This window comes from Streptomyces durocortorensis (genome assembly GCF_016901035.1).
In the GTDB taxonomy this organism is placed as follows: Bacteria; Actinomycetota; Actinomycetes; order Streptomycetales; family Streptomycetaceae; genus Streptomyces; species Streptomyces durocortorensis.
This window is the reverse complement of record NZ_JAFEUF010000020.1, coordinates 24,599-43,759: the sequence shown is the minus strand read 5'-3', so window position 1 is coordinate 43,759 and position 19,161 is coordinate 24,599. Positions and strand designations below refer to the sequence as shown.

19 protein-coding genes are annotated in these 19,161 nt (G+C 71.1%); 11 read left to right on the top strand and 8 right to left on the bottom strand.

Features of this window, described 5'->3' with window-relative positions; all coding sequences use genetic code 11:
- The first annotated feature begins 196 nt into the window (after nt 1-196).
- From JS521_RS06850 to JS521_RS06830, 5 genes are read left to right on the top strand one after another with little or no spacing between them, the layout of a single operon-like run.
- Nucleotides 197-1,141 (top strand): ABC transporter ATP-binding protein, encoded by a 945-nt coding sequence (locus tag JS521_RS06850; protein WP_205081830.1) that lies wholly within the window; start codon nt 197-199, stop codon nt 1,139-1,141.
- On the top strand, nt 1,138-2,115 hold the full coding sequence (locus JS521_RS06845) for an ABC transporter permease (RefSeq protein WP_205081829.1): 978 nt from the start codon (nt 1,138-1,140) through the stop codon (nt 2,113-2,115). The genes JS521_RS06850 and JS521_RS06845 overlap by 4 nt, the downstream gene beginning before the upstream one ends.
- A gap of 46 nt (nt 2,116-2,161) precedes the next feature.
- The gene (locus JS521_RS06840) at nt 2,162-2,566 is read left to right on the top strand and encodes a GntR family transcriptional regulator (RefSeq protein WP_205081836.1); all 405 of its coding nucleotides are present in this window, start codon (nt 2,162-2,164) and stop codon (nt 2,564-2,566) included.
- Between the two features lie 37 nt (nt 2,567-2,603).
- Nucleotides 2,604-2,777, top strand: a complete 174-nt coding sequence (locus JS521_RS06835; RefSeq protein ID WP_205081828.1) for a hypothetical protein — start codon at nt 2,604-2,606, stop codon at nt 2,775-2,777.
- Between the two features lie 30 nt (nt 2,778-2,807).
- Entirely contained in the window at nt 2,808-4,052 is a 1,245-nt protein-coding gene (locus JS521_RS06830) for a sensor histidine kinase (RefSeq protein WP_205081827.1), read from the top strand.
- 70 nt (nt 4,053-4,122) lie between these two features.
- Here the strand turns inward: JS521_RS06830 and JS521_RS06825 are convergent, their stop codons facing one another.
- Nucleotides 4,123-5,187, bottom strand: coding sequence for a hypothetical protein (locus tag JS521_RS06825; protein ID WP_205081826.1), 1,065 nt, complete (start codon nt 5,185-5,187; stop codon nt 4,123-4,125).
- Between the two features lie 184 nt (nt 5,188-5,371).
- Between JS521_RS06825 and JS521_RS06820 the strand changes: the two genes are divergently transcribed.
- A complete protein-coding gene (locus JS521_RS06820; RefSeq protein WP_205081825.1) occupies nt 5,372-6,022 on the top strand; it encodes a response regulator in 651 nt (216 codons plus the stop codon).
- 61 nt (nt 6,023-6,083) lie between these two features.
- Here JS521_RS06820 and JS521_RS06815 read toward each other — a convergent pair whose 3' ends face one another.
- Complete coding sequence (locus JS521_RS06815; protein WP_205081824.1) at nt 6,084-8,564, bottom strand: ABC transporter permease; 2,481 nt, start codon at nt 8,562-8,564, stop codon at nt 6,084-6,086.
- A complete protein-coding gene (locus JS521_RS06810) occupies nt 8,558-9,292 on the bottom strand; it encodes an ABC transporter ATP-binding protein (protein WP_205081823.1) in 735 nt (244 codons plus the stop codon). Before JS521_RS06810 ends, JS521_RS06815 begins: the two co-directional genes overlap by 7 nt.
- A 178-nt stretch (nt 9,293-9,470) precedes the next feature.
- Here JS521_RS06810 and JS521_RS06805 point away from each other — a divergent pair, with 178 nt between their 5' ends.
- The 5 genes from JS521_RS06805 (at nt 9,471) to JS521_RS06785 (ending at nt 15,075) form a co-directional block, all read left to right on the top strand.
- The gene (locus JS521_RS06805) at nt 9,471-10,781 is read left to right on the top strand and encodes a sensor histidine kinase (RefSeq protein ID WP_205081822.1); all 1,311 of its coding nucleotides are present in this window, start codon (nt 9,471-9,473) and stop codon (nt 10,779-10,781) included.
- Between the two features lie 16 nt (nt 10,782-10,797).
- The gene (locus JS521_RS06800; RefSeq protein WP_205081821.1) at nt 10,798-11,442 is read left to right on the top strand and encodes a response regulator transcription factor; all 645 of its coding nucleotides are present in this window, start codon (nt 10,798-10,800) and stop codon (nt 11,440-11,442) included.
- A gap of 331 nt (nt 11,443-11,773) precedes the next feature.
- Nucleotides 11,774-12,085 carry a protein kinase family protein gene (locus JS521_RS06795; protein ID WP_205081820.1) on the top strand — a complete coding sequence of 104 codons (312 nt, stop codon included), beginning with the start codon at nt 11,774-11,776 and terminating at the stop codon, nt 12,083-12,085.
- Nucleotides 12,086-13,207: 1,122 nt separating this feature from the next.
- Nucleotides 13,208-14,479, top strand: coding sequence for a PP2C family protein-serine/threonine phosphatase (locus JS521_RS06790; RefSeq protein WP_205081819.1), 1,272 nt, complete (start codon nt 13,208-13,210; stop codon nt 14,477-14,479).
- 236 nt (nt 14,480-14,715) lie between these two features.
- Nucleotides 14,716-15,075, top strand: coding sequence for a GvpU-like protein (locus JS521_RS06785; RefSeq protein WP_010056039.1), 360 nt, complete (start codon nt 14,716-14,718; stop codon nt 15,073-15,075).
- Nucleotides 15,076-15,178: 103 nt separating this feature from the next.
- Here the strand turns inward: JS521_RS06785 and JS521_RS06780 are convergent, their stop codons facing one another.
- From JS521_RS06780 to JS521_RS06760, 5 genes are all read right to left on the bottom strand, one after another.
- Entirely contained in the window at nt 15,179-15,490 is a 312-nt protein-coding gene (locus JS521_RS06780) for an SCO5918 family protein (RefSeq protein ID WP_010056041.1), read from the bottom strand.
- Between the two features lie 56 nt (nt 15,491-15,546).
- Entirely contained in the window at nt 15,547-15,951 is a 405-nt protein-coding gene (locus tag JS521_RS06775; protein ID WP_205081818.1) for a CBS domain-containing protein, read from the bottom strand.
- Nucleotides 15,952-15,997: 46 nt separating this feature from the next.
- A complete protein-coding gene (locus tag JS521_RS06770) occupies nt 15,998-17,515 on the bottom strand; it encodes a DEAD/DEAH box helicase (RefSeq protein ID WP_205081817.1) in 1,518 nt (505 codons plus the stop codon).
- A gap of 327 nt (nt 17,516-17,842) precedes the next feature.
- Nucleotides 17,843-18,046: a cold-shock protein gene (locus tag JS521_RS06765; RefSeq protein ID WP_010056046.1), complete on the bottom strand. Its 204-nt coding sequence runs from the start codon at nt 18,044-18,046 to the stop codon at nt 17,843-17,845.
- A 646-nt stretch (nt 18,047-18,692) separates the two neighbouring features.
- A complete protein-coding gene (locus JS521_RS06760; protein ID WP_099218797.1) occupies nt 18,693-19,031 on the bottom strand; it encodes a helix-turn-helix domain-containing protein in 339 nt (112 codons plus the stop codon).
- Nucleotides 19,032-19,161: the final 130 nt, after the last annotated feature.

Genomic DNA, 19,161 nt, shown 5'->3' with positions numbered 1-19,161 from the left:
GGGGTGTGGGGGGGGGGTGTGGTTTTGTGGGTTGCGCCCATTCGGCCCCCCCGTCGGGTCGCCCCGGCCGCCGCGCGGCCGCCGGGCCCGGCGGGGGGGGGCTCCCGCACACCTCCTCCGGCTTGCCGCGCTTGACAGTCACTCCCTCACGACTCCATGATTCCATTAATTGACTAATGGAATCGAGGCGAGGCGCGTGGCAGACACGACCACCCCGAACGCGACATCCGGCAGCTGGGCCCTGGAAGCCCGCGGCCTGGGCAAGCGCTACCGGCGCGGCTGGGCGCTGCGCGACTGCTCCTTCCGGATCCCGGCCGGCCGCATCTGCGGTCTGGTCGGCCCGAACGGGGCCGGCAAGTCCACCCTGCTCGGGCTGGCGACCCGGCAGGTGCAGCCGACCACCGGCGAACTGCGGGTCTTCGGCGTACCGGTCGACGACCCCGCCGTGATGCCCACCTTCGCGTTCCTCGGGCAGGACAAGCCGCTGTTCAAGCGGTTCACCGTGGCGGACACCCTGCGGATGGGCGCCGAGCTGAACCCCGGCTGGGACGCGGCTGCGGCGACCCGGATCGTCCGCTCGGGCAACGTCCCGCTGCACGCGAAGATCGGCACGCTCTCCGGCGGCCAGCGCACCCGCGTGGCCTTCGCCCTCGCCTTCGGCAAGCGGCCCGACCTGCTGCTCCTGGACGAGCCGATGTCGGACCTCGACCCGCTGGCCCGCGACGAGATGAGCACCCTGCTGATGGCGGAGGCCGTCGAGCGCGGCACGACGGTGGTGATGTCCTCGCACATGCTGACCGAGCTGGAGGACATGTGCGACTACCTGCTGGTCGTCTCCGAGGGCCGGATCCGCATGGCCGGTGACGCCGACGCGCTCGTACCGGCCCACACCCTGGTCACCGGGGTGTCCCGGGACGGCTCGCTGCCGCCCGAGCTCGACCACCACACGGTCGTCGAAACCCGGCTCCAGGGACGCCAGTTCCAGGCGATGATCCGGCCCAGGGGCCCGCTCCCCGCCGGCTGGGAGAGCGCCGAACCCTCCCTGGAGGAAGTCCTCCTCGCCCATCTCCGCTCCCCGGACGCGCCCTCGCTCTACACCCAGGGCGCCCGCGTCGAGGCCGAAGGGAACCAGGCCGCATGAGCACCACCCTCACCGAGAAGTCCGTCGAACCCGGCACCGGACGCAGTCTGTTGCGCGGCATGCCGTGGCTCGTCGTCCGCCAGCACCGGGTCGCGCTGGCCTGCGTCCTCGGCCTCACCCTGCTGACCGCGCTGTGGATCGTGTACGAGCGCCACGAACTGGTGCAGCTGCTCGACGCGAAGGGCTGGCCGGAGAACGACGCCAGCCGGTCGATGGACAACAACCGCGGCTACGACTACATCACCGGCATCATCAACGGTTTCCCGCTGATCCTCGCCGTCTTCATCGGGGCCCCGCTCATCGCGGGCGACCAGGAGAACGGCACCGCTCAGCTCGTCACCACCCAGTCCGCGTCCCGCCTCCAGTGGCTGATCGCCAAGCTGGGCCTCGCCTACTCCCTCGCGCTGGTCTCCGGCGTGGTGCTCTCGGCGCTGTTCACCTGGTGGTGGAAGCCGCACCGCTCCCTCTTCCTCAGCGACTGGATCGACGGCGTCATCTTCGACAACACCGGGCCGGTCCTGCCCGCGCTGCTCCTCTTCCTGACCGCAGCGGGCATCACGATCGGCACCCTGGTCCGGCGCGTGCTCCCGGCGATGGTGATCACGTTCCTCTTCACGGCGGTCACCACCCTGTTCGTCTGGGACGAGATCCGCGTAAGGCTCGGCTCCCCGAAGATGTTCACGTACCCGCTGGACAGCGAACTCCCGGCAGCCCGCTTCGACGACGCCTACGAGGCCGACCGCTGGGTCGGCAGCGCAGACGGCACCCTGTACGGCTGGGGCACCTGCGCCGAGGCGACCGAGAAGGCGCAGAACGCGTGCATCAAGGAGCACGGCATCGTCAACAACGTCATCGAGTACATCGGCTACAACCAGATGGCGGGCATGCAGTGGCTCGGGGCAGGCATCCTGCTCGCCGGAACGGCCCTGCTCACGGCGGTCACCCTGTGGCAGGTCTCCCGCCGCCCGCTGTAGGTACGGCTCTCTCCGCCTACGTAAAGTGTCGGCAATCGAGCGGAAGGTGAAGTCCGTGGTCGTGTTCCGCATCGACCGGCGCAGTGGAGTGGCGACCTACCTCCAGATCGTCCGGCAGGTCGAGCAGGCGCTGCGCATGGGAGCGCTGGAGGAGGGCGACCGGCTGCCGACCGCGGCCCAGGTCGCCGCGACCACCAAGGTCAACCCCAACACGACCCTCAAGGCCTACCGCGAACTGGAACGCATGGGCCTCGCCGAGGTGCGCCAGGGAGCGGGCACGTTCATCACCCGCTCCCTGGCCCAGCCCCAGTCCGGCCCCGACTCGCCGCTGCGGGTGGCCCTCGCGGACTGGATGACCCAGGCCCGTACCGAAGGCCTCACCGGCCAGGACGTCACGGCCCTGTTCCACTCGGCGTTCGAGAGCGCGTACCCGGGCGAGGCGACCGACTGACGACGACTCACAGTGCAGCGAGCCCTGTACGTCGGCGATGAGCGTCACCGCCGACTGCCCGGGCGACACCCGGCGGATGACCACGGTGTGCGGCTGGAGGACGTCGTACTGGGACGCGACGGACCAGGTCCCGACGAAGTGCTGCGGCACCCGGCCGTCCGGGGCGGCTTCGCGGCGCCTGGAGACGGGGGAGGGCGGAAACAGGAACTGACCGGCTACGCAGGTACGTAGGATCGCGGGAATGGGGACCAACACGGGGAACCGCCCAGGGGGCCGCCTCCGGGAGCGTGCCGTAGGCCCGGCCTGCGCGGTCCTGGCGTTCTGCGTGGCGGCGGCCGGCCTGCTGGCGGGCCCCTCGGCGGGCTGGCGGGCGGCCCTGCCCATGACGGTCGCGGTGCTGGGCGTGCTCGCCGTGGCCTCCCTGCGCACCCGGCGTCGGACCGTCCCGGTGACCGCCGCCGTGGTGGCCGCGAGCTCCGCCCTCGGCACCCTGTTCGGCGCCCCTCCGGTACTGGAGAGGCCGACAGGCGTCGCCACCCTGGTGGAGATCGCGGGGCTTCTGCTGCTCGTCTGTCTGGTCGCCCGGTACGCGGAGACCCGGCAGGCGTTCGTGCTCTGCACCGTACTCGGGGTCCTGGCATCGACGGCGCTCCTGCGGCTCCAGATTCCCCCGACCGCGATGCAAGTCGCCACGCAGAGCGCGTTCTTCGCGCTCGGCGCCGTCGCGGCAGCCGCCGCGGGCGGCGGCCTGCGCGCGCTGGAGACCCGCAGGATCCGGGCGGTGCACGAGGCCCGTCGTAGTCAGCGACTCCAACTGGCCGGTGATCTGCATGACTTCGTGGCCCATGACGTGTCGGGCATCGTCGTGCTGGCACAGGCGGCGCAAGTGATCGGGGCGGACCGGCCGGAGAAGGTGCTGCCCCTTCTCCAGCAGATCGAGGCCTCCGGCGTGCAGGCCCTCGGTTCCTTGGACCGTACCGTCCACATGCTCAGGTCACCGGACGGAACCGGCCCGGCCGGCCGGGGCACGGCGGACGCATCGCAGCCGAGCGCCTACGGCCTGGCGGACATCGTGGACGTCGTGGACCGCTTCCGGAAGACGGGCGGCCGGGCCGAGGTACGCCTGGACATCGAGCGGTCGCCCGAGCGGATCGGCCGGGTTCCCCGCGAAGTGGCGGGCACCGCCCACCGGGTGGTGGTGGAGGCGCTGACCAACGTACGGCGGCATGCCGGAACCACGCCCTGGGTGACCGTGTCCGTGGAGCTCGGCCCCGAGCTCCCGGAGCCGGTGCTCACCGTGTCCGTGACGAACGGCCCTCCCTCCGCGGGCGAGGCCGGCGGCAGGCGCATCGGCGACCGGGGACGGTCCGGCGCCACCGGCCTGGAGGGGCTCGCCGAACGCGCCCGGGCGCTCGGGGGAACACTGGATTTCGGCGTCCACGAGAAACACGGCTGGCGGGTCACCGCGATCCTTCCACTGAGCTGATCTGATCTGAACTGAACTGAGCTGAGAGGGCCAAGGCGTGTCGGGCAGTCCGCGGAGCCGCCTTTCGGAGTCAGCCGCGGGCGCAGCGCTTGCAGATCCCGCGCCGCCGGAAGTAGTAGGCGAGCGTGGCGGCCGCCAGGGCGATGCCCCAGACCGGCCAGACCATCTCCGGGACCGTCGCTCCCCAGTCGTCCTTCTGATTGTCGAAGGCCCCCTGGAGGTGCAGCCGGATGTACATGACGCCGGCGATCGTCACCAGGACCGAGACCAGCGTGGCCGGGACGACGGCCAGGCTCACCGGCACCCGCCGGCCCCTCAGGCCCACCATCCACCGGGGGAAGACCTCGCCCCAGCGCTGCACCAGACCCAGCGTGAGGAGCGAGCCGAGCGCGCCCATGGTGGCGAGCGCGGCGCCGGCGATCCAGAGGTTGTCCTCCTTGCCCTCCTCCCACAGCTCGTCGGAGATGCCGAGCGGGATGCCCAGGGCCCAGGCCCACCGGGTGCTCGCGTACAGCAGGGGGACGATGACCGCGGTGTACGCGGCCCGCCTGCCCCAGCGGGCGGCGGACTCCGGCGAGGGCCGGCCGGCGCCCGACCCGGTACGCCCGCAGCCGGTGCACGCGCCGGACGTGCGGCGCTGGTAGACGATCGCGGAGGCGACCAGGAGGCCCACCGAGACCACCGCGAACAGCTGGTTGACCACGGTCCAGTTGATCGCGCCGAACTTCAGCATGAAGACGTAGGCGAGGTTGCCGAGGATGCGGAAGTCGGCGAGGGTGCAGAACACCGCGGCCGCCGGGAGCGCGGCGGCGCCCACCAGCACCCGGGCGGGAATCCGCCGCCGGCCCGGCAGGGCGAGGAGCAGGGCCACCACGGAGCTGCCCAGGAAACCGCCCGCGGTCCACGGCGCCAGCCGGTCACGGCCGACGTGCTCGAAGGCCGAATACTCCGGGTTGGCGTCGTCCGCGCCGAACGGGAAGCCTTCCCCGCCGAACGCCCAGTAGGTGTGGGCGAGTCCGTAGAGGAGGAGCGCGAGGAAGGCCGCGTAGCCGATCAGGTCCGTCCGGTCGAACCGCCCGCGCACCGGGCCGGGATCCACCGGCCGCGATGACGTGCGCTCGGTCAGCTGCGTCATGCTGTTTCCTCCTCGGATCGTCGTCCGTTCAGCCTTCCTGGCCGAGCCGCGCGGCACATCTGCCGAACGGCAGAGGTGCCGGTGGACGTCCGAGTCCTGCCGAGGGAGGCAGGCGGTCCTGCCGGGTCGGGCCCTGAGCGGCCGCCGAGGGCCGGCCAACGCGATCCGAACTACCGTGCTGACCATGGCCATTCGCATACTCCTCGCCGACGACCAGGAATCCGTACGCGTCGGATTCCGCCTCATCCTGGATTCCCAGCCCGACATGGAGGTGATCGGCGAGGCCTCCGACGGCCTGCAGGCCGTCGAACTCGCGGCGAGGCTGAACCCGGACGTCGTCCTCGCCGACATCCGGATGCCGCGCCTGGACGGCCTGGAGGTCACCCGGCGGCTCGCCGGACCCGAAGCCGAGGAGCCGGTACGCGTGGTGGTGGTGACGACCTTCGGGCTCGACGAGTACGTGCACACCGCGCTGCGCAACGGCGCCTGCGGCTTCCTGCTGAAACGCTCGGGGCCCACGCTGCTGGTGGAGGCGGTACGCGCGGCGATGGCGGGCGACACCCTGATCAGCCCCTCGCTCACCGTCAGCCTGCTCCAGCACCACCGGGAGGCCGGCAGACCCAGGCCCGCGCAGCCGGTGGACGCGCTGACGGGCCGGGAGACGGAGATCGCCCGGCTGGTCGCCCAGGGGATGACCAACGCGGAGATCGGGGCGGCGCTCTTCATCACGGCCGGGACGGCCAAGACCCATGTCGCCAACGTTCAGCGAAAGTTGAACGTCCGCAACCGGGTCGGCATCGCCGCCTGGATCTGGGGGAACGGCCTGGAGGAATGAGCCGGTGCGACCCACGCGGTGCCACTACCCGGAGAACCCAGCAGCTCCCGGCACCGGCCGGTCACTCGCGCATCCCCGCCAGTTCGACCGGCCGGACGCGCAGCGCGAACGACGCGGGCAGTACGGAGGCCACCATCGCGAGCAGGGCGCTCGCGCCGATCACCGCGGCGAGCGTGCCCCAGGGCACGACGACGTCGGACCACACGTCGAGCAGGCCGAGGGCGCTCCACACGCCGAGCAGGTTCACCCCGGCGATCACCGCCCCGAGCACCGCGCCGACCGCGACCACGACCAGGGCCTCGACCCCGACGAGCCGCAGCACCTGTCCCTTCGTGGCGCCCGTCAGACGCAGCGAGGCGAGGTCGCGGACCCGGTCCGAGGTCGCCATCATCAGGGTGTTGGCGAGCGCGATGCCCGTGTAGACCAGGGCGATGCCGAGGATCATCCACAGGCCGAGCCGGGTGTTCTCGCTGGAGCGCGGGTAGTGGGCCTCGACCCATCGGTCGCCCGTCAGGAGCTGGACGCCGGTCGCCTTCGCGGCGGCGTCGAGTGCGGCCGCCGCGCTGTCCGCGCTGTCCGCGCTGTCCGCGCCGTTCCGGGGAAGCGCGAGGTCGACGCGGTCGACGGGGGCGCCGGCGGCGTTGCGCTCGGTGACGTAGACGCCGTTGCTGCCGGTGCCGGTGGAGAGCACCGCCGCGATGCGCAGGTCCGCCTTGCGCCCGTCGCCCAGCCAGACGGAGACCCTGTCGCCCACCTTCGTCGTCAGCCACTCCTCGTTGACGACGATGCTGTCGTCGTCGAGGTCGGCGAGACGGCCCGCGACGACCGGCAGGCGGGAGACGGCCGCGTGCGCCGCCGGATCGACCGCCTTGGCCTCGGACTTGACGAGGGCGACCCCCTCCTCCAGGACGGTCACCCCGGTGGACCGGGTGGCGCTGACGCTCACGCCGGGGACGGCCCCCGCACGCCGGACGAACTCGTCGGGCAGCGCGCGGCCCTCCCCGCCCGCCGTGGCGACGTAGTCCGCGGTGATCTGCTCCCGTGCCTCGCCGGCCTTGGCCTCGCTGATCGTGGCGGTGGTGCCCATCAGGGAGGCGGCGAGGGCCACCGTGATGATGACCGGTGCGGCGACAGCGGCGGTTCTGCGGACCCCGGCGGCCGCGTTCTCCCGGGCCAGCATGCCGGTCGCGCCGGGAAGCCGGGCGGGCAGCCAGGTCAGCAGCCGGGTCAGCGGCTTGACCAGGACCGGCGCGAACAGGGCGAACCCGACGATCAGCAGCATCGGCTGGGTGATGTAGGTCTTGCGCTTCAGGACGTCGCCCGGGCTGTCCAGCAGGGCCAGGGAGAGCAGCCCGAGGCCGGTCGCGAGGACCGCGCCGCCGATCAGCCAGCGACTCACCGGCATCGCCCGGGCGTCGACCGCGGACTCGCGCAGCGCCTCCGTCGGACCGACCCGGCCGGCCCGCCACGAGGAGACGACCACCCCGCTCAGGGCGACGGACAGTCCCGTCCAGAACGCGGTGTGCAGCGGCCACGTCTGCTCGCCGATCCGGAACCAGGCGGGGGCGATGCCGACATCGGCCATCCAGGCGGCGAGCCGGGGCGCGCCCGCCGCGCCGAGCAGGCAGCCGGCCGCCGAGGCGAGCACGCCGATGACGAACGCCTCGATGAACACCATCCGCCGCACCTGGGCGGGGGTGGCACCGGCGGTGCGCAGCAGTCCGAACTCCCGGCGCCGCTGGGCGACCGCGAAGGAGAACGTCGAGGCGACGACGAACACCGACACGAAGCCGGTGACGCCCGCGGCGGTGCCGAGGAGCGCGTTCACCGAGACCAGAGCCTCCTCGTCCCGGTCGGGGTCGGGGTCGGCGCGTCGGCGTTCGTCGCCGGTCAGTACGTCGAACCCGGCGCCCACCGCCGCCTCGACCCGGTCGGCCTGGGCGTGCACGGCGACGGCGTCCACGTCTGGAGAGATCCGCGCGGCCTCGGCGTCGGTGAAGAACAGCGCGTTCTCGAAGCCCGCCGACGCGACCGTCCCGACGACGGTGATCCGCTCGGACCCGCGGGCGGTGGCGGCCTGCACCCGGGTGCCGGGCCGCAGCGCGTCCCCCGTGGCGACGGCCTCGCCGGGGGCTGAGGGGGCGCGTCCGGCGGTCAGTGTGTAGGGGGTGAGCGCGGCGACCGACCACGGGTGGCCGACCGTGTCCTCGCCGAGCCCGGGGCCCGAGACGGGGAAGGTGCGGTCCTCGACGGTCCTGCCGAGCGCCGCGAGCTTCGCGGTGACGGCGGCCGGGACCGGCGCGGGGTCGGTGATCGTCTGCGTACGTTCCCCGATGGGCGTGTCGGCCCGAACGAGGTCGGACGTCTTGACGACGACCGGCGCCTTCACGAACCGCTCGGGCCCGCGGTCCGGAGCGCTGAAGGTCGCCGCGAGGGCGAGCCCCGTGGTGGCGATGAGGCCGACGCCGAGGGCGAGGGCGACGAACGAGCCGATGAACGTGACCCAGCGGGTCCGCATTCCCTGCAACGCGAGCTTCAGCACGGGAGGGCCGCCAGTCCGGTCATGTGCGCGGCGACCTGCTCGGCCGTCGGGGCGGACAGTTCGTCGTGGACCCGGCCGTCGGTGAGGAACAGCACCCTGTCCGCGAAGGAGGCGGCCACCGGATCGTGCGTCACCATGATCACGGTCTGGCCCAGGTCGACCATCTGCCGCAGCAGCGCGAGCACTTCGCGGCTGGTGGTGGTGTCCAGGGCGCCGGTCGGCTCGTCGCCGAAGAGCACCTCCGGCCGGGTGACCAGGGCGCGGGCGAGCGCCACCCGCTGCTGCTGGCCGCCGGACATCTCACTGGGCCGGTGCCCGGCCCGCTCGCGCAGCCCCACCTTCTCCAGCACATCCAGAACATCGCTCCGCCGGGGGCGACGGCCGGCGAGTCGCAGCGGCAGCGCCACGTTCTGCTCGGCGGTGAGCGAGGGCAGCAGGTTGAACGCCTGGAAGACGAAGCCGATGCGGTCCCGCCGCAGCAGCGTGAGCTTCTTCTCGCTCAGCTTGCTCAGGTCGGTCTCCCCGAGCAGCACCTGGCCGCTGGAGGGCCGGTCCAGACCCGCCGTGCACTGAAGGAAGGTCGACTTGCCGGAACCCGAGGGCCCCATGACGGCGGTGAACGTACCCCCGGGAATGTCCAGGGAGACGTTGTCCAGGGCGGTCACGGCGCCGGCGCCCCTGCCGTAGGAGCGGGTGACCGAACGGAGTCGGACGGCTGCTTGATTCATGGTGTCCACTCCATCCGACCCGGAGCCGACGCACATCGCAGCCGGGAGGAGTCTTCGGGGTGGAGCTGGCTCCACCCCTCTGTGCGCGGTGGCCGTCCTTTGCCGGGTGCTCGCTACCGGTCCGATGGTGGAGTCAGCTGGGTGGTCCGCGCGTTTTCGGGCCTCATATCGTGCCCCCATGCACTCACCCAGCCTCTGGCAGGCCCTGCGCCACCGCCGGTACCTCCGGAGCAGCTGGCCGTGGCGCTGCGCCCTGTACTTCCTGACCAGCGTGCCGCTGGGCGTCGCCCTGCTGGTCTGCCTGCTCGTCCTCGCTCTGACCGGCAGCCTGCTGACCGTGGCCCTGGTCGGGGTGCCCCTGCTGCTGACGCTGGTCCTCGTCGGGCTGCCCGTAGCGCAGGTGGAGCGGCGCCGGCTGCGCCTGATCGACCCGGCCGTGCCGCTGGAGGACGCCCACCAGGATCCGCCGCGCACCGGGCCGGCCGCCTGGCTGCGCACTCGCCTCCAGGAGCGTTCCACCTGGCGGGAGTTGGGATACGCCCTCCTCTTCGGCTGCCTCCTGTGGCCCCTGGAGGCCGTCGTCATCGGCACGGTCCTCGGGGTGAGCGGGGGGCTGATATCCACCCCCCTCGTCATGGCGACGGCCGGCGGCGAGGAGGCACGCGTCATCAAGCTGTGGCTGGTCAACTCCTACCCGGCGGCGTTCGCCGTCGCCCTGGCCGGAGTGCTCCTGCTCCCGCTGCTGGCCTACCCGCTCGGCCTGCTCGCGGTGGGCCGCGCCCGGCTCACCCGCCTCCTGCTGGATGCGTCACCCCAGCAGAACGACGTACGGGTAGAGGAGTTGAGCCGGTCGCGGATGCGCCTGGTGACCGCCTTCGAGGCCGAGCGCCGCCGCATCGAACGCGACCTGCACGACGGTGCCCAGCAGCGGCTGGTCGCCCTGTCGATGCACCTCGGCCTGGCGCGCCTCGACGCCCGCGAGGAGCCCCTCGCCGGGCTTCTGGCCCAGGCCCACGGCGAGGCCCAGGCGGCCCTGGTCGAGCTGCGGGAGCTGATCCAGGGCATCCACCCGCAGGTCCTCACCGACCGGGGTCTGGCAGCGGCCATCGAGGACATGGTCGACCGCTCCCCGGTCCCGGTCGACCTCGATCTGGACCTGCCCCACCGGTTCCTCGAAGCGGTCGAGTCCGCCGTCTACTTCGCGGTGTGCGAGGCGCTGGCGAACGTCGCCAAGCACAGTCGGGCCACCCGGGCCACCGTCGAGGCGCGCGTCGACGGAGGCCAACTCGTCGTCCGCGTAAAGGACAACGGCGTGGGGGGCGCGGACAAGGCCGACGGCACCGGGCTGGAGGGGGTCGCGGATCGCATCTCCGTCCTCGGCGGCCGCTTGCTAATGTCCTCACCGTCCGGCGGCCCCACGGCCTTCCGCCTCCTCGTACCCTGCACCCCGGCTCCGGACCGCCGGCCCGACGCCCCGCCGACCCGATAACCGATAGAGGAACCAGATGTTGCGCATCGTGCTGGCCGAGGACAGCGTGCTGCTGCGGGAGGGCTTGGTCGGCCTCATGGAGCGCTTCGGCCACCAGGTCCTCGCCGGCGTCGGCACGGCGGACGAACTCATGACGGCCGTCGCCGAGCACGACCCCGACATCGTCGTCACCGACGTACGGATGCCGCCGGGCTTCTCCGACGAGGGGCTGCGGGCCGCGCTGCGACTGCGCGAGAAGAACCCCCGGCTGCCCATCCTCGTCCTGAGCCAGTACGTCCAGCGCGCCTATGCCGAGGAGCTGCTCGACTCCTGCGGCGGAACCCACGTCGGCTACCTCCTCAAGGAACGCATCGGCAACGTCGAGGAGTTCATCGAAGCCCTCCACCGGGTCGCCGCCGGCGCGACCGTCGTCGATCCCGAGGTGGTCCGCCAGCTCCTCCGCCGCCGCCGCGACCCGCTCACCCAGCTGACCCCCCGTGAGCAGGAGGTCCTCGCGCTGATGGCCGAGGGCCGGTCCAACGCCTCCGTCGCCGCGGCCCTGCACGTCAGCGAGGGCACCGTCAGCAAGCACTTCGGCTCCATCCTCACCAAACTGGACCTGAACCTGTCCGACGCCACCAACCGCCGGGTCCTCGCCGTCCTGGCCTACCTGCGCGGCTGACCTTCCGGGGCAGCGTTACGGCGGGTTCGGGTTCGGGTTCGGGTTCGGGTTCGGGTTCGCATCAGGGTCCGCTCAGCCGGCATCGGGGGTGGCGCGGGGCCCGGCCGGATGCCAGGCTTGATCGCCGGGTGTGCGCGGAAGCCCTTTCCGGGCCAACGGGGTTGCGAGACATGGCAGTTGGAGGGTGGAGCGGGGGCGCGGCCGACCGGGGCCGCCAGGCTCTCGGGGTGCTGCCGGAGCGGGCCCCCAGACGCATCGGCCCGTACCGGATCCTCGCGCGTCTCGGCGCGGGCGGCATGGGGAGGTCTACCTCGGTGCCGATACCCGGCCGGTGTCCGCGGGCTCCGAGCCGCGGTTGGCGGCGGTCAAGACCGTCCGGCCCGAGCTGGTGGGAGACCAGGCGCTCCGCGACCGGTTCCGCCGCGAGATCGACACCGCCCGGTCGGTCGAGAGCCGTTTCGCAGCCCGGCTCCTGTCCGGTGACGCAGAGGCCGCGGAGCCCTGGCTGGCCACCGAGTACGTCGCCGGGCCCACGCTGGAGGGCGCGGTCCGCGCGGCCGGGCCCTTGCCTGTGGCGACGGTGCGGGCCCTTGGGCTCGATCTCGTACGGGGGCTGCGCGGTATCCACCACGCCGCAGCCTGACGCCATTTACCGAGGAACCACTGGTACTGCTGACTGCGGTACTGCTTGTGGCGGCCCCTGATTCACTGCGGGCCACCCGGTCCGGGGCCAGTCCCGTCGCCGCCCTTCATGATCCCTGGCTTCGCAACTCCACCACCGCACCGCCCTGCAACTGCGTCACTGCTTCACGGCAGTTCATGCCTGCCGGTGCTGCTCGATCTCTTGGCTACGGCCTTCTCCCAGGCTCACACGCCTGCTCAGCATCCGGGGCGTCGACGCAGTCCTGGACATCTACCCGAGCCTCGATGCGGCTCAGATCATCTGATCCCACCGCGCCGCACGGCCGACGGAGTACGGCAGCAGTATCCGGAGAGGTGGAGGAATCGTTCTGGCATATGTGACGAATGATCATGGGGCCGAATCGAACCGCAGCGCACCGGCCGGCACCGGCAAGCGCAGAGCGGGCCCTCGTCTTCCGGAGCAAGCGCGCGGCAAACATTCCTGCAGCCCGGCTCACGCCCGAAAGCAGGCCTGCGACGAAGCGATGAACGGGAGTACACCTCTGTACAGCCGGCTCGCCGAAGAATGGTCATCCGAAGGAGCCGCCGTCCCCTGTCGTCCTGACCCGTTGTGGCAGCGTCTGGTGTCCTTCGAACACTTCAGGCGTGAGACGGAAGGCATATTGCGCCGACTCCACCTGGAAGCAGAAGCCCCTTGGGAGGCCCAGCGGGATCGGTTCGACTGAGGGCTCCCGAGGTGGTCCGCGCCGCACCGGTGTCTCAGGACTGGCCAGGCACCTCGCCACCTCCGCTTCCGGCCCCATGCGCTCCACTCCCGCCGGGCCGGAAAGTCGGTCACGACCGGGCTCCGCCCTCTCCATTGGATCAAGGCCGATACCCGCTGGTGCCCCCGCCCAGGGTGTCGGCAGACGCACCGCAGCGGCTGCGCATCCTTGAGGTCGGCTCGCGACGCATCGCCGCACCACGACATTCGCGGCGAGAGCAGACCCGCTGTGCCGGGGGCGCGTCGCCCGACCGTAGGTAAGCCGTGCCCCTGCGGTGGGGTAGCTTGCCTGTCGTGCTCGGCCGGAAAGTCGTGTCGCCAGGCACGTACACACGGGCACGCCGGCAGGAGGTCGCTTCCATGCGGGACAGTGAGAAGGACGGCCTGGGTGAGGCGCTGGCCGCGGCGGAAGCTGCGCCGCCGGTGGAGTCCGTCGACGTCATAGCCGCTTCTTTGAGAAGACAGCTCGGAGCCCGGTCGGTGTCGTTCCTGATCACCGACTTCACGGGTGCCTCCGTCGTCCGCCTGGGCACCGCGGACGACATCGACCTGGAGCGTTCCGCAGATCCGATCGCCGTCTCCGGCACCGTCTACGACAAGGTGATCCGGACCCAAAGGCCGCATGTGGAAGCCGTGGAGGGCGGTAAGTGGACGCGGGTGATCGCACCGGTCACCAATCGCGGGGACGCGATCGGGCTGCTTGAGCTCCATCTGCCCCAGTACCCAGGCGCGGACGCACTGCTGAGAATCAGCCGGAGCGCCCACGCACTGGCCTACATCATCATCGCGAACCGGCCCTTCACCGACCTGTATCAGTGGGGCCGGCGTACTTCCCCGCTGGGCCTGGCCGCAGAGATCCAGCACCGGCTGCTGCCCACGTCGCTGGCCTGCGAGGCGGCCCAGTTCGCGGTCGCCGGGGCCTTGGAGCCGGCCGAGCATGTCGGCGGCGACACCTTCGACTACGTCATAGACCGCGACTACGTCCAGCTGTCCGTCACCGATGCCATGGGGCACGACGTGGACGCCGCGCTCCTGGCCACCCTCCTCGTCGGCGCGCTGCGCCGTGCCCGCAGGCAGGGGGCCGACCTCGCCGAGCAGGCGCGGGCCGCCGACCAGGCCGTGGCCGAGCACAGCAGCGGCCGTTACGTCACCGGACAACTGCTGCGGATCAGCCTGCGCGACGGTCGAACCGAGTTCATCAACGCCGGCCACCCCTGGCCCCTGCGTCTGCGCGGCGGAAAGGTCGAGGAGATCACACCGGCCGTCGACATGCCCTTCGGCTTCATAGCACCCCACACCTACACGGTCCAGGAGCTGGACTTGCAGGCCGGCGACCGGCTGGTCATGCTCACCGACGGAATGCTGGAGCGCAGCGCTGCGGCGCTCGATCTGCCGGCCCTCATCGAGAGCACCCAGGACCTGCACCCGCGGGAGGCCGCCCGATTCCTGATCGAGCACGTCGTCCAAGCCCATGACGGGCGCCTGGACGACGACGCCACCGTGATGTGTCTGGACTGGTACGGCACCGAGTCCACCCGCCGCGACGCGGACCAGGGCGCCGACGTCTCCGAGGCTTCCCCGACGGCAGGACGGCACACCTCTCCCTCAACGGCCGCAGGACCTCGAAGCTGAAGGTGCCCGGTCTCCATGCCCGTAGCGGACCGTGCGCCGAGCGCGAGGACCGACTCGATGCAGAGGTGAGCCGACTCGTCTCCTTCTCGGAGCAGGCGTCCGCAGGCAGAAGGAGCGTTGGCTCCGGTGCCGCTGACAGGCGGTCCAGCGCCTCGGGCAACAGTGCCTCAGTGCTGTCCTGCTCGCAGCGGCAGCGCGGGAGAGCCTGCCAATGTTCGACGAATATAATCGGGCCTATGTCGAAGCCTGACGCGCTGCTTGTTGACGTTGCCGCCCTGGTGGAATCCGGGCGCAGCAATCAGATGGCCCTGACCGTGGTCGCCGGTGGAGCTGTCATCACGGGCCGGCTGGCACCCGAGGCCGTCTGGAGGCAGCGGGTGTCGGAGGTCCTTGCGGACTCGGCCCGCCTAAGCGACTTCTCCGCCATGTTCGCCACCGCTGCACCCGAGGAAGGGCCGCCCACGCATCTGCACTTCCACGTGGCGCGGATTCTGCAGGGCACGGTGGGGATCCCGGAGACGGGCGGGATGTACCGGGTCGCGATCGAGGACGTCAGCGCCTGGACGATGGGCGACTTCAGCTACTCCGACCACTGAGACACTGCCGGGCCGGACTGCTCCAGCACACGGTGAGGGGCCGCCCGGATGCTCCGGACGGCCCCTCACCACTGCTTGTCGGCGGCTCACGCCTGCCCGTCGCTCAAGCGGCCGCAGGGGCGCCGAGCATAGCGGATGCCTGCTGCACAGGATTGAGAACGCGAGTGGGTGCGGGGGCCGGGGCCAGGTCGCGGCAGGTGAAGCCGAGCTGGGTCATGGCCCGCAGCACTTCTCCTGCGCTGAAGTCGCGGCGGTCCTGGCGTGTGATGACCTGTCCGACCTGTTTGACGGGGTAGGTCCGTCGGCCGATGATCACGGACTCGCCGGGAGCGTGCTCGGGCTTGATGCCCTTCATCGATTCCAGCACGCCGCTCCTGGTGAGGTCGAACGGGAAGCGGGCGATGACACAGCGCATGATGCCTCACAGGGAGAGGAACGAAGAGGGAGTGGTTCTGCCGCGGATGGGACGGCTCAGCGGGCGAGGGCGAGGACGCCCAGGGCGCTGCCGTGTTCGTCGACCACGGGCAAGGCATCGACTTGGTTGTAGCGCATCATGTGGCCGGCTTCGGCCATGGTGGTCACCGGTGAGGTGAACGGTCCGCGGTCACCGAGGATGTCCCGCAGCCGGACCCTGTCCGAGTACGCGGCGCCATCACGAACTGCTGCGAGCTGGGCGTGGGTGACCAGTCCGGTGCACCGGCCGCTGCCGTCGCAGACAAGCAGGTGCCCGGTGCGGGCACTGGCCATGACGGACAGGGCGACCTCGACGGTCATGTCATCGCAGACCTGCGGCCCGGCGGTGTCCATGGTGTCGGCCACCGTCCTGCCTACGGCAGTGGCATGCGTCGTGCGGGGGTGCATCTGGACGAGCGTCAAAAGGTGCCTCCTGCAGTGATGGGTGAGTTTCCGGATCACGGAGTTCTCAGGCTGCGGCGTCGAAGGAGGACTGATGTGCGCTCACGCGCCGGGCTGCGGAGGCGGGGCTGCGCCGGCCGCGAGAGGACGCGCTGCGGCTGCGCTCACGCCGCGCGACTACCGGCGCGGTGATCGTCACGGGAATGCCGGAGGGGGTCTGGGCGCCGGTGATGCGGCCGAGTGCCTCTTCGCCGGAGCGGACCTGGGTGGTCTGGGGCACGATGCCGGCGGCGGCCATGAGGCGGGTCATGTCGCGGCGCTGGTTGGGAGTGACCAGGGTGACGACGCTGCCGGACTCCCCTGCCCGGGCGGTTCGGCCGCCGCGGTGGAGGTAGTCCTTGTGGTCGGTCGGCGGGTCGACGTTGACGACGAGGTCGAGGTTGTCGACGTGGATGCCGCGCGCGGCGACGTTCGTGGCCACGAGTACGGTGACGTGCCCGGTCTTGAACTGGGTCAGGGTCCGGGTGCGCTGGGACTGTGCCTTCCCGCCGTGCAGCGCCGCGGCCCTCACACCGCTGGCCAGCAGATGGTCGGTGAGCTTGTCCACGGCCCGCTTGGTGTCCAGGAACATGATGACCCGGCCGTCGCGCGCAGCGATCTCGGTGGTCGTACGGTTCTTGTCCGTGCCGTGCACGTGGAGCACGTGGTGCTCCATCGTGGTGACCGCACCGGCGGAGGGATCGACGGAGTGGACGACCGGGTCGCTGAGGTAGCGGCGGACCAAGCGGTCGACGTTACGGTCCAGGGTGGCGGAGAACAGCATGCGCTGGCCCTCGGGGCGGACCTGGTCCAAGAGTTCGGTGACCTGGGGCATGAAGCCCATGTCGGCCATCTGGTCGGCCTCGTCCAGCACGGTGATTGCTACCTGGTCAAGTCGGCAGTCGCCGCGGTCGATGAGGTCCTTGAGCCGTCCTGGCGTCGCCACGACGACCTCGGCACCACCGCGCAGCGCGTTGGCCTGCCTGCCGATCGACATCCCGCCGACGACCGTGGCCAGCCGCAGCCTCACCGAGCGGGCGTAGGGAGCCAGGGCGTCGGTCACCTGCTGCGCCAGCTCACGCGTCGGCACGAGGACCAGGGCCAGAGGCTGACGGGGCTCGGCGCGCTGACCGGCGGTGCGGGCCAGCAGGGCCAGTCCGAAAGCGAGGGTCTTCCCGGAGCCGGTGCGCCCTCGCCCCAGGGCGTCGCGGCCCGCGAGGGTGTTGGGCAGGGTCGCCCCCTGGATCGGGAACGGAACGCTCACCCCCTGCGCGGTCAGCGCCGCCAGCAGCTGTGCCGACATGTCGAGGTCGGCGAACGCATCGACGGCGGGCAGCGCGGGAGTGACCGTGACCGGCAGGGCGAACTCGCCCTGGGCCGCGGCGGGCCGCCGCCCCTGCCCACTCGAGCGGCCCGGACCGCCGGAACGGGCCGGGGCAGCGGAACGGGTCGGGGCGGTCGAGTTGAAGCGGCTACCGCCCCGGCCGGAGTCGGCGGTACGGCTGCGGGCACGTGAAGAGCGGTTGTTCGTACGTGTGGGGTTCATTCAGAACCTTCCTTGATACGGCACGTATCAAGGAATTCCCGCAGCGGAAGAACAGCGCGGGGAACCACAAGAACGGGCCGAGCAGAATGGGGGAATCAAATGGGACCTGCGGTTGATCCCGAATGGTGAGGCAGGCCATGGAACGGGCGACGCCGCAGGGGTGCAGAATCCAGTTCCACCGGTAGGTGGGACTCGCAAGGAGGTGGGTAGCGGAAAAACTCTGCGGCCGAGCATTTCACCGCATGTGGCACCGCTCAGGGAGAATGCCCGGAGCTGGGGCCTGCACCCCGAAGGATGCGGGCCCCAGCTACGAAGTGCGCGTCAGCGTCAGGCGGGAGCGATGTTCTCGGCCGTCGGACCCTTCTGGCCCGGTGCGATGTCGAAGGTGACCTTCTGGCCTTCGAGCAGCTCGCGGAAGCCCGGGGCGGCGATGTTCGAGAAGTGGGCGAACACGTCAGCGCCGCCACCGTCCTGCTCGATGAAGCCGAAACCCTTGGCTGCGTTGAACCACTTCACAGTGCCTGACGCCATGTCATGTCTCCTTCGGGGCAGGTACGTCGGGATCCGTGATGCACGGATGCCGCGTCGCCGCGATGATGCCCCGCCCGGAGAGAACCGGAGATAAAATGAAGCTTTCAGTGGTCGGAAATATCCACGAGAAGCTTGAAGTTTTGGGAACCACAACTGCAACCGAGATCGACAGTAGCATGCCGTAGCGGTCCGCGTACGGTGAAAATTTCCAGTCTCTTTGCTGCGGTAAAAACACTCCCAGTGCGGCGTATTGAACTCTCATGCCGTGGCCATAGATATCGGCCCGCCCTGAGCACAGCGTTGCCGGAAGGGTCCTCACTCTTCACAGTGCGGGGATGCCGACCGCTTGCCGGGCGACAGACTGGAGGTCACGGTAGCCCGAAGGGCACGAACAGGGCTGTACGCCTCGGGGAAGCTGCCTCTGACGCCGCGACCAAAGCCCTTCACTGGGTTGAAGCCGCCTGCAGACGCCGCCCCCGACCAGCCGATGGACGTATTGCGCGAAGAGACAGCGGGGCGACAGAGCACCCACGCCGAAGACGAGAGCACCCTTTTGAGCATGACGACCGCAAGAGAGACGCCCCTTGAGGGCACTTCCGGCAGGTGAGTCCGACACCTGCCGGTCTTCCACCGGACGTGCGGCACTTCAGGCCGAGGTCGGCATGCCGGGCGGCTTGGTGTCTCGGTGGTGTTCGGCGTTGATGCGCTGGGCTTCCTCGAGTTGGTCCTCAAGGATGACGATGCGGCAGGCGGCCTCGATCGGGGTACCGCCGTCGACGAGCTCGCGGGCGCGGGCGGCGATGCGGAGCTGGTAACGGGAGTAGCGGCGATGACCGCCCGCGGAGCGCAGTGGGGTGATGAGGCGGGCTTCGCCGATGGCGCGGAGGAACCCTTGCGTGGTGTTGAGCATCTCGGCTGCCCGGCCCATGGTGTAGGCGGGGTAGTCGTCGTCGTCGAGGCGGCCGAACGAGTCGTCTGCTGTCATCTGTACCTTCCTGTGGAACACGCGTCGGGGGGGGGGGGGGGGGGGGGGGGGGGGGGGGGGGGCGGGCGCGGGGGGGGGGGGGGGGGAGGGGGGGGGGGCGGGGGGGGGCGCCGGGCGGGGGAAGAGGGGG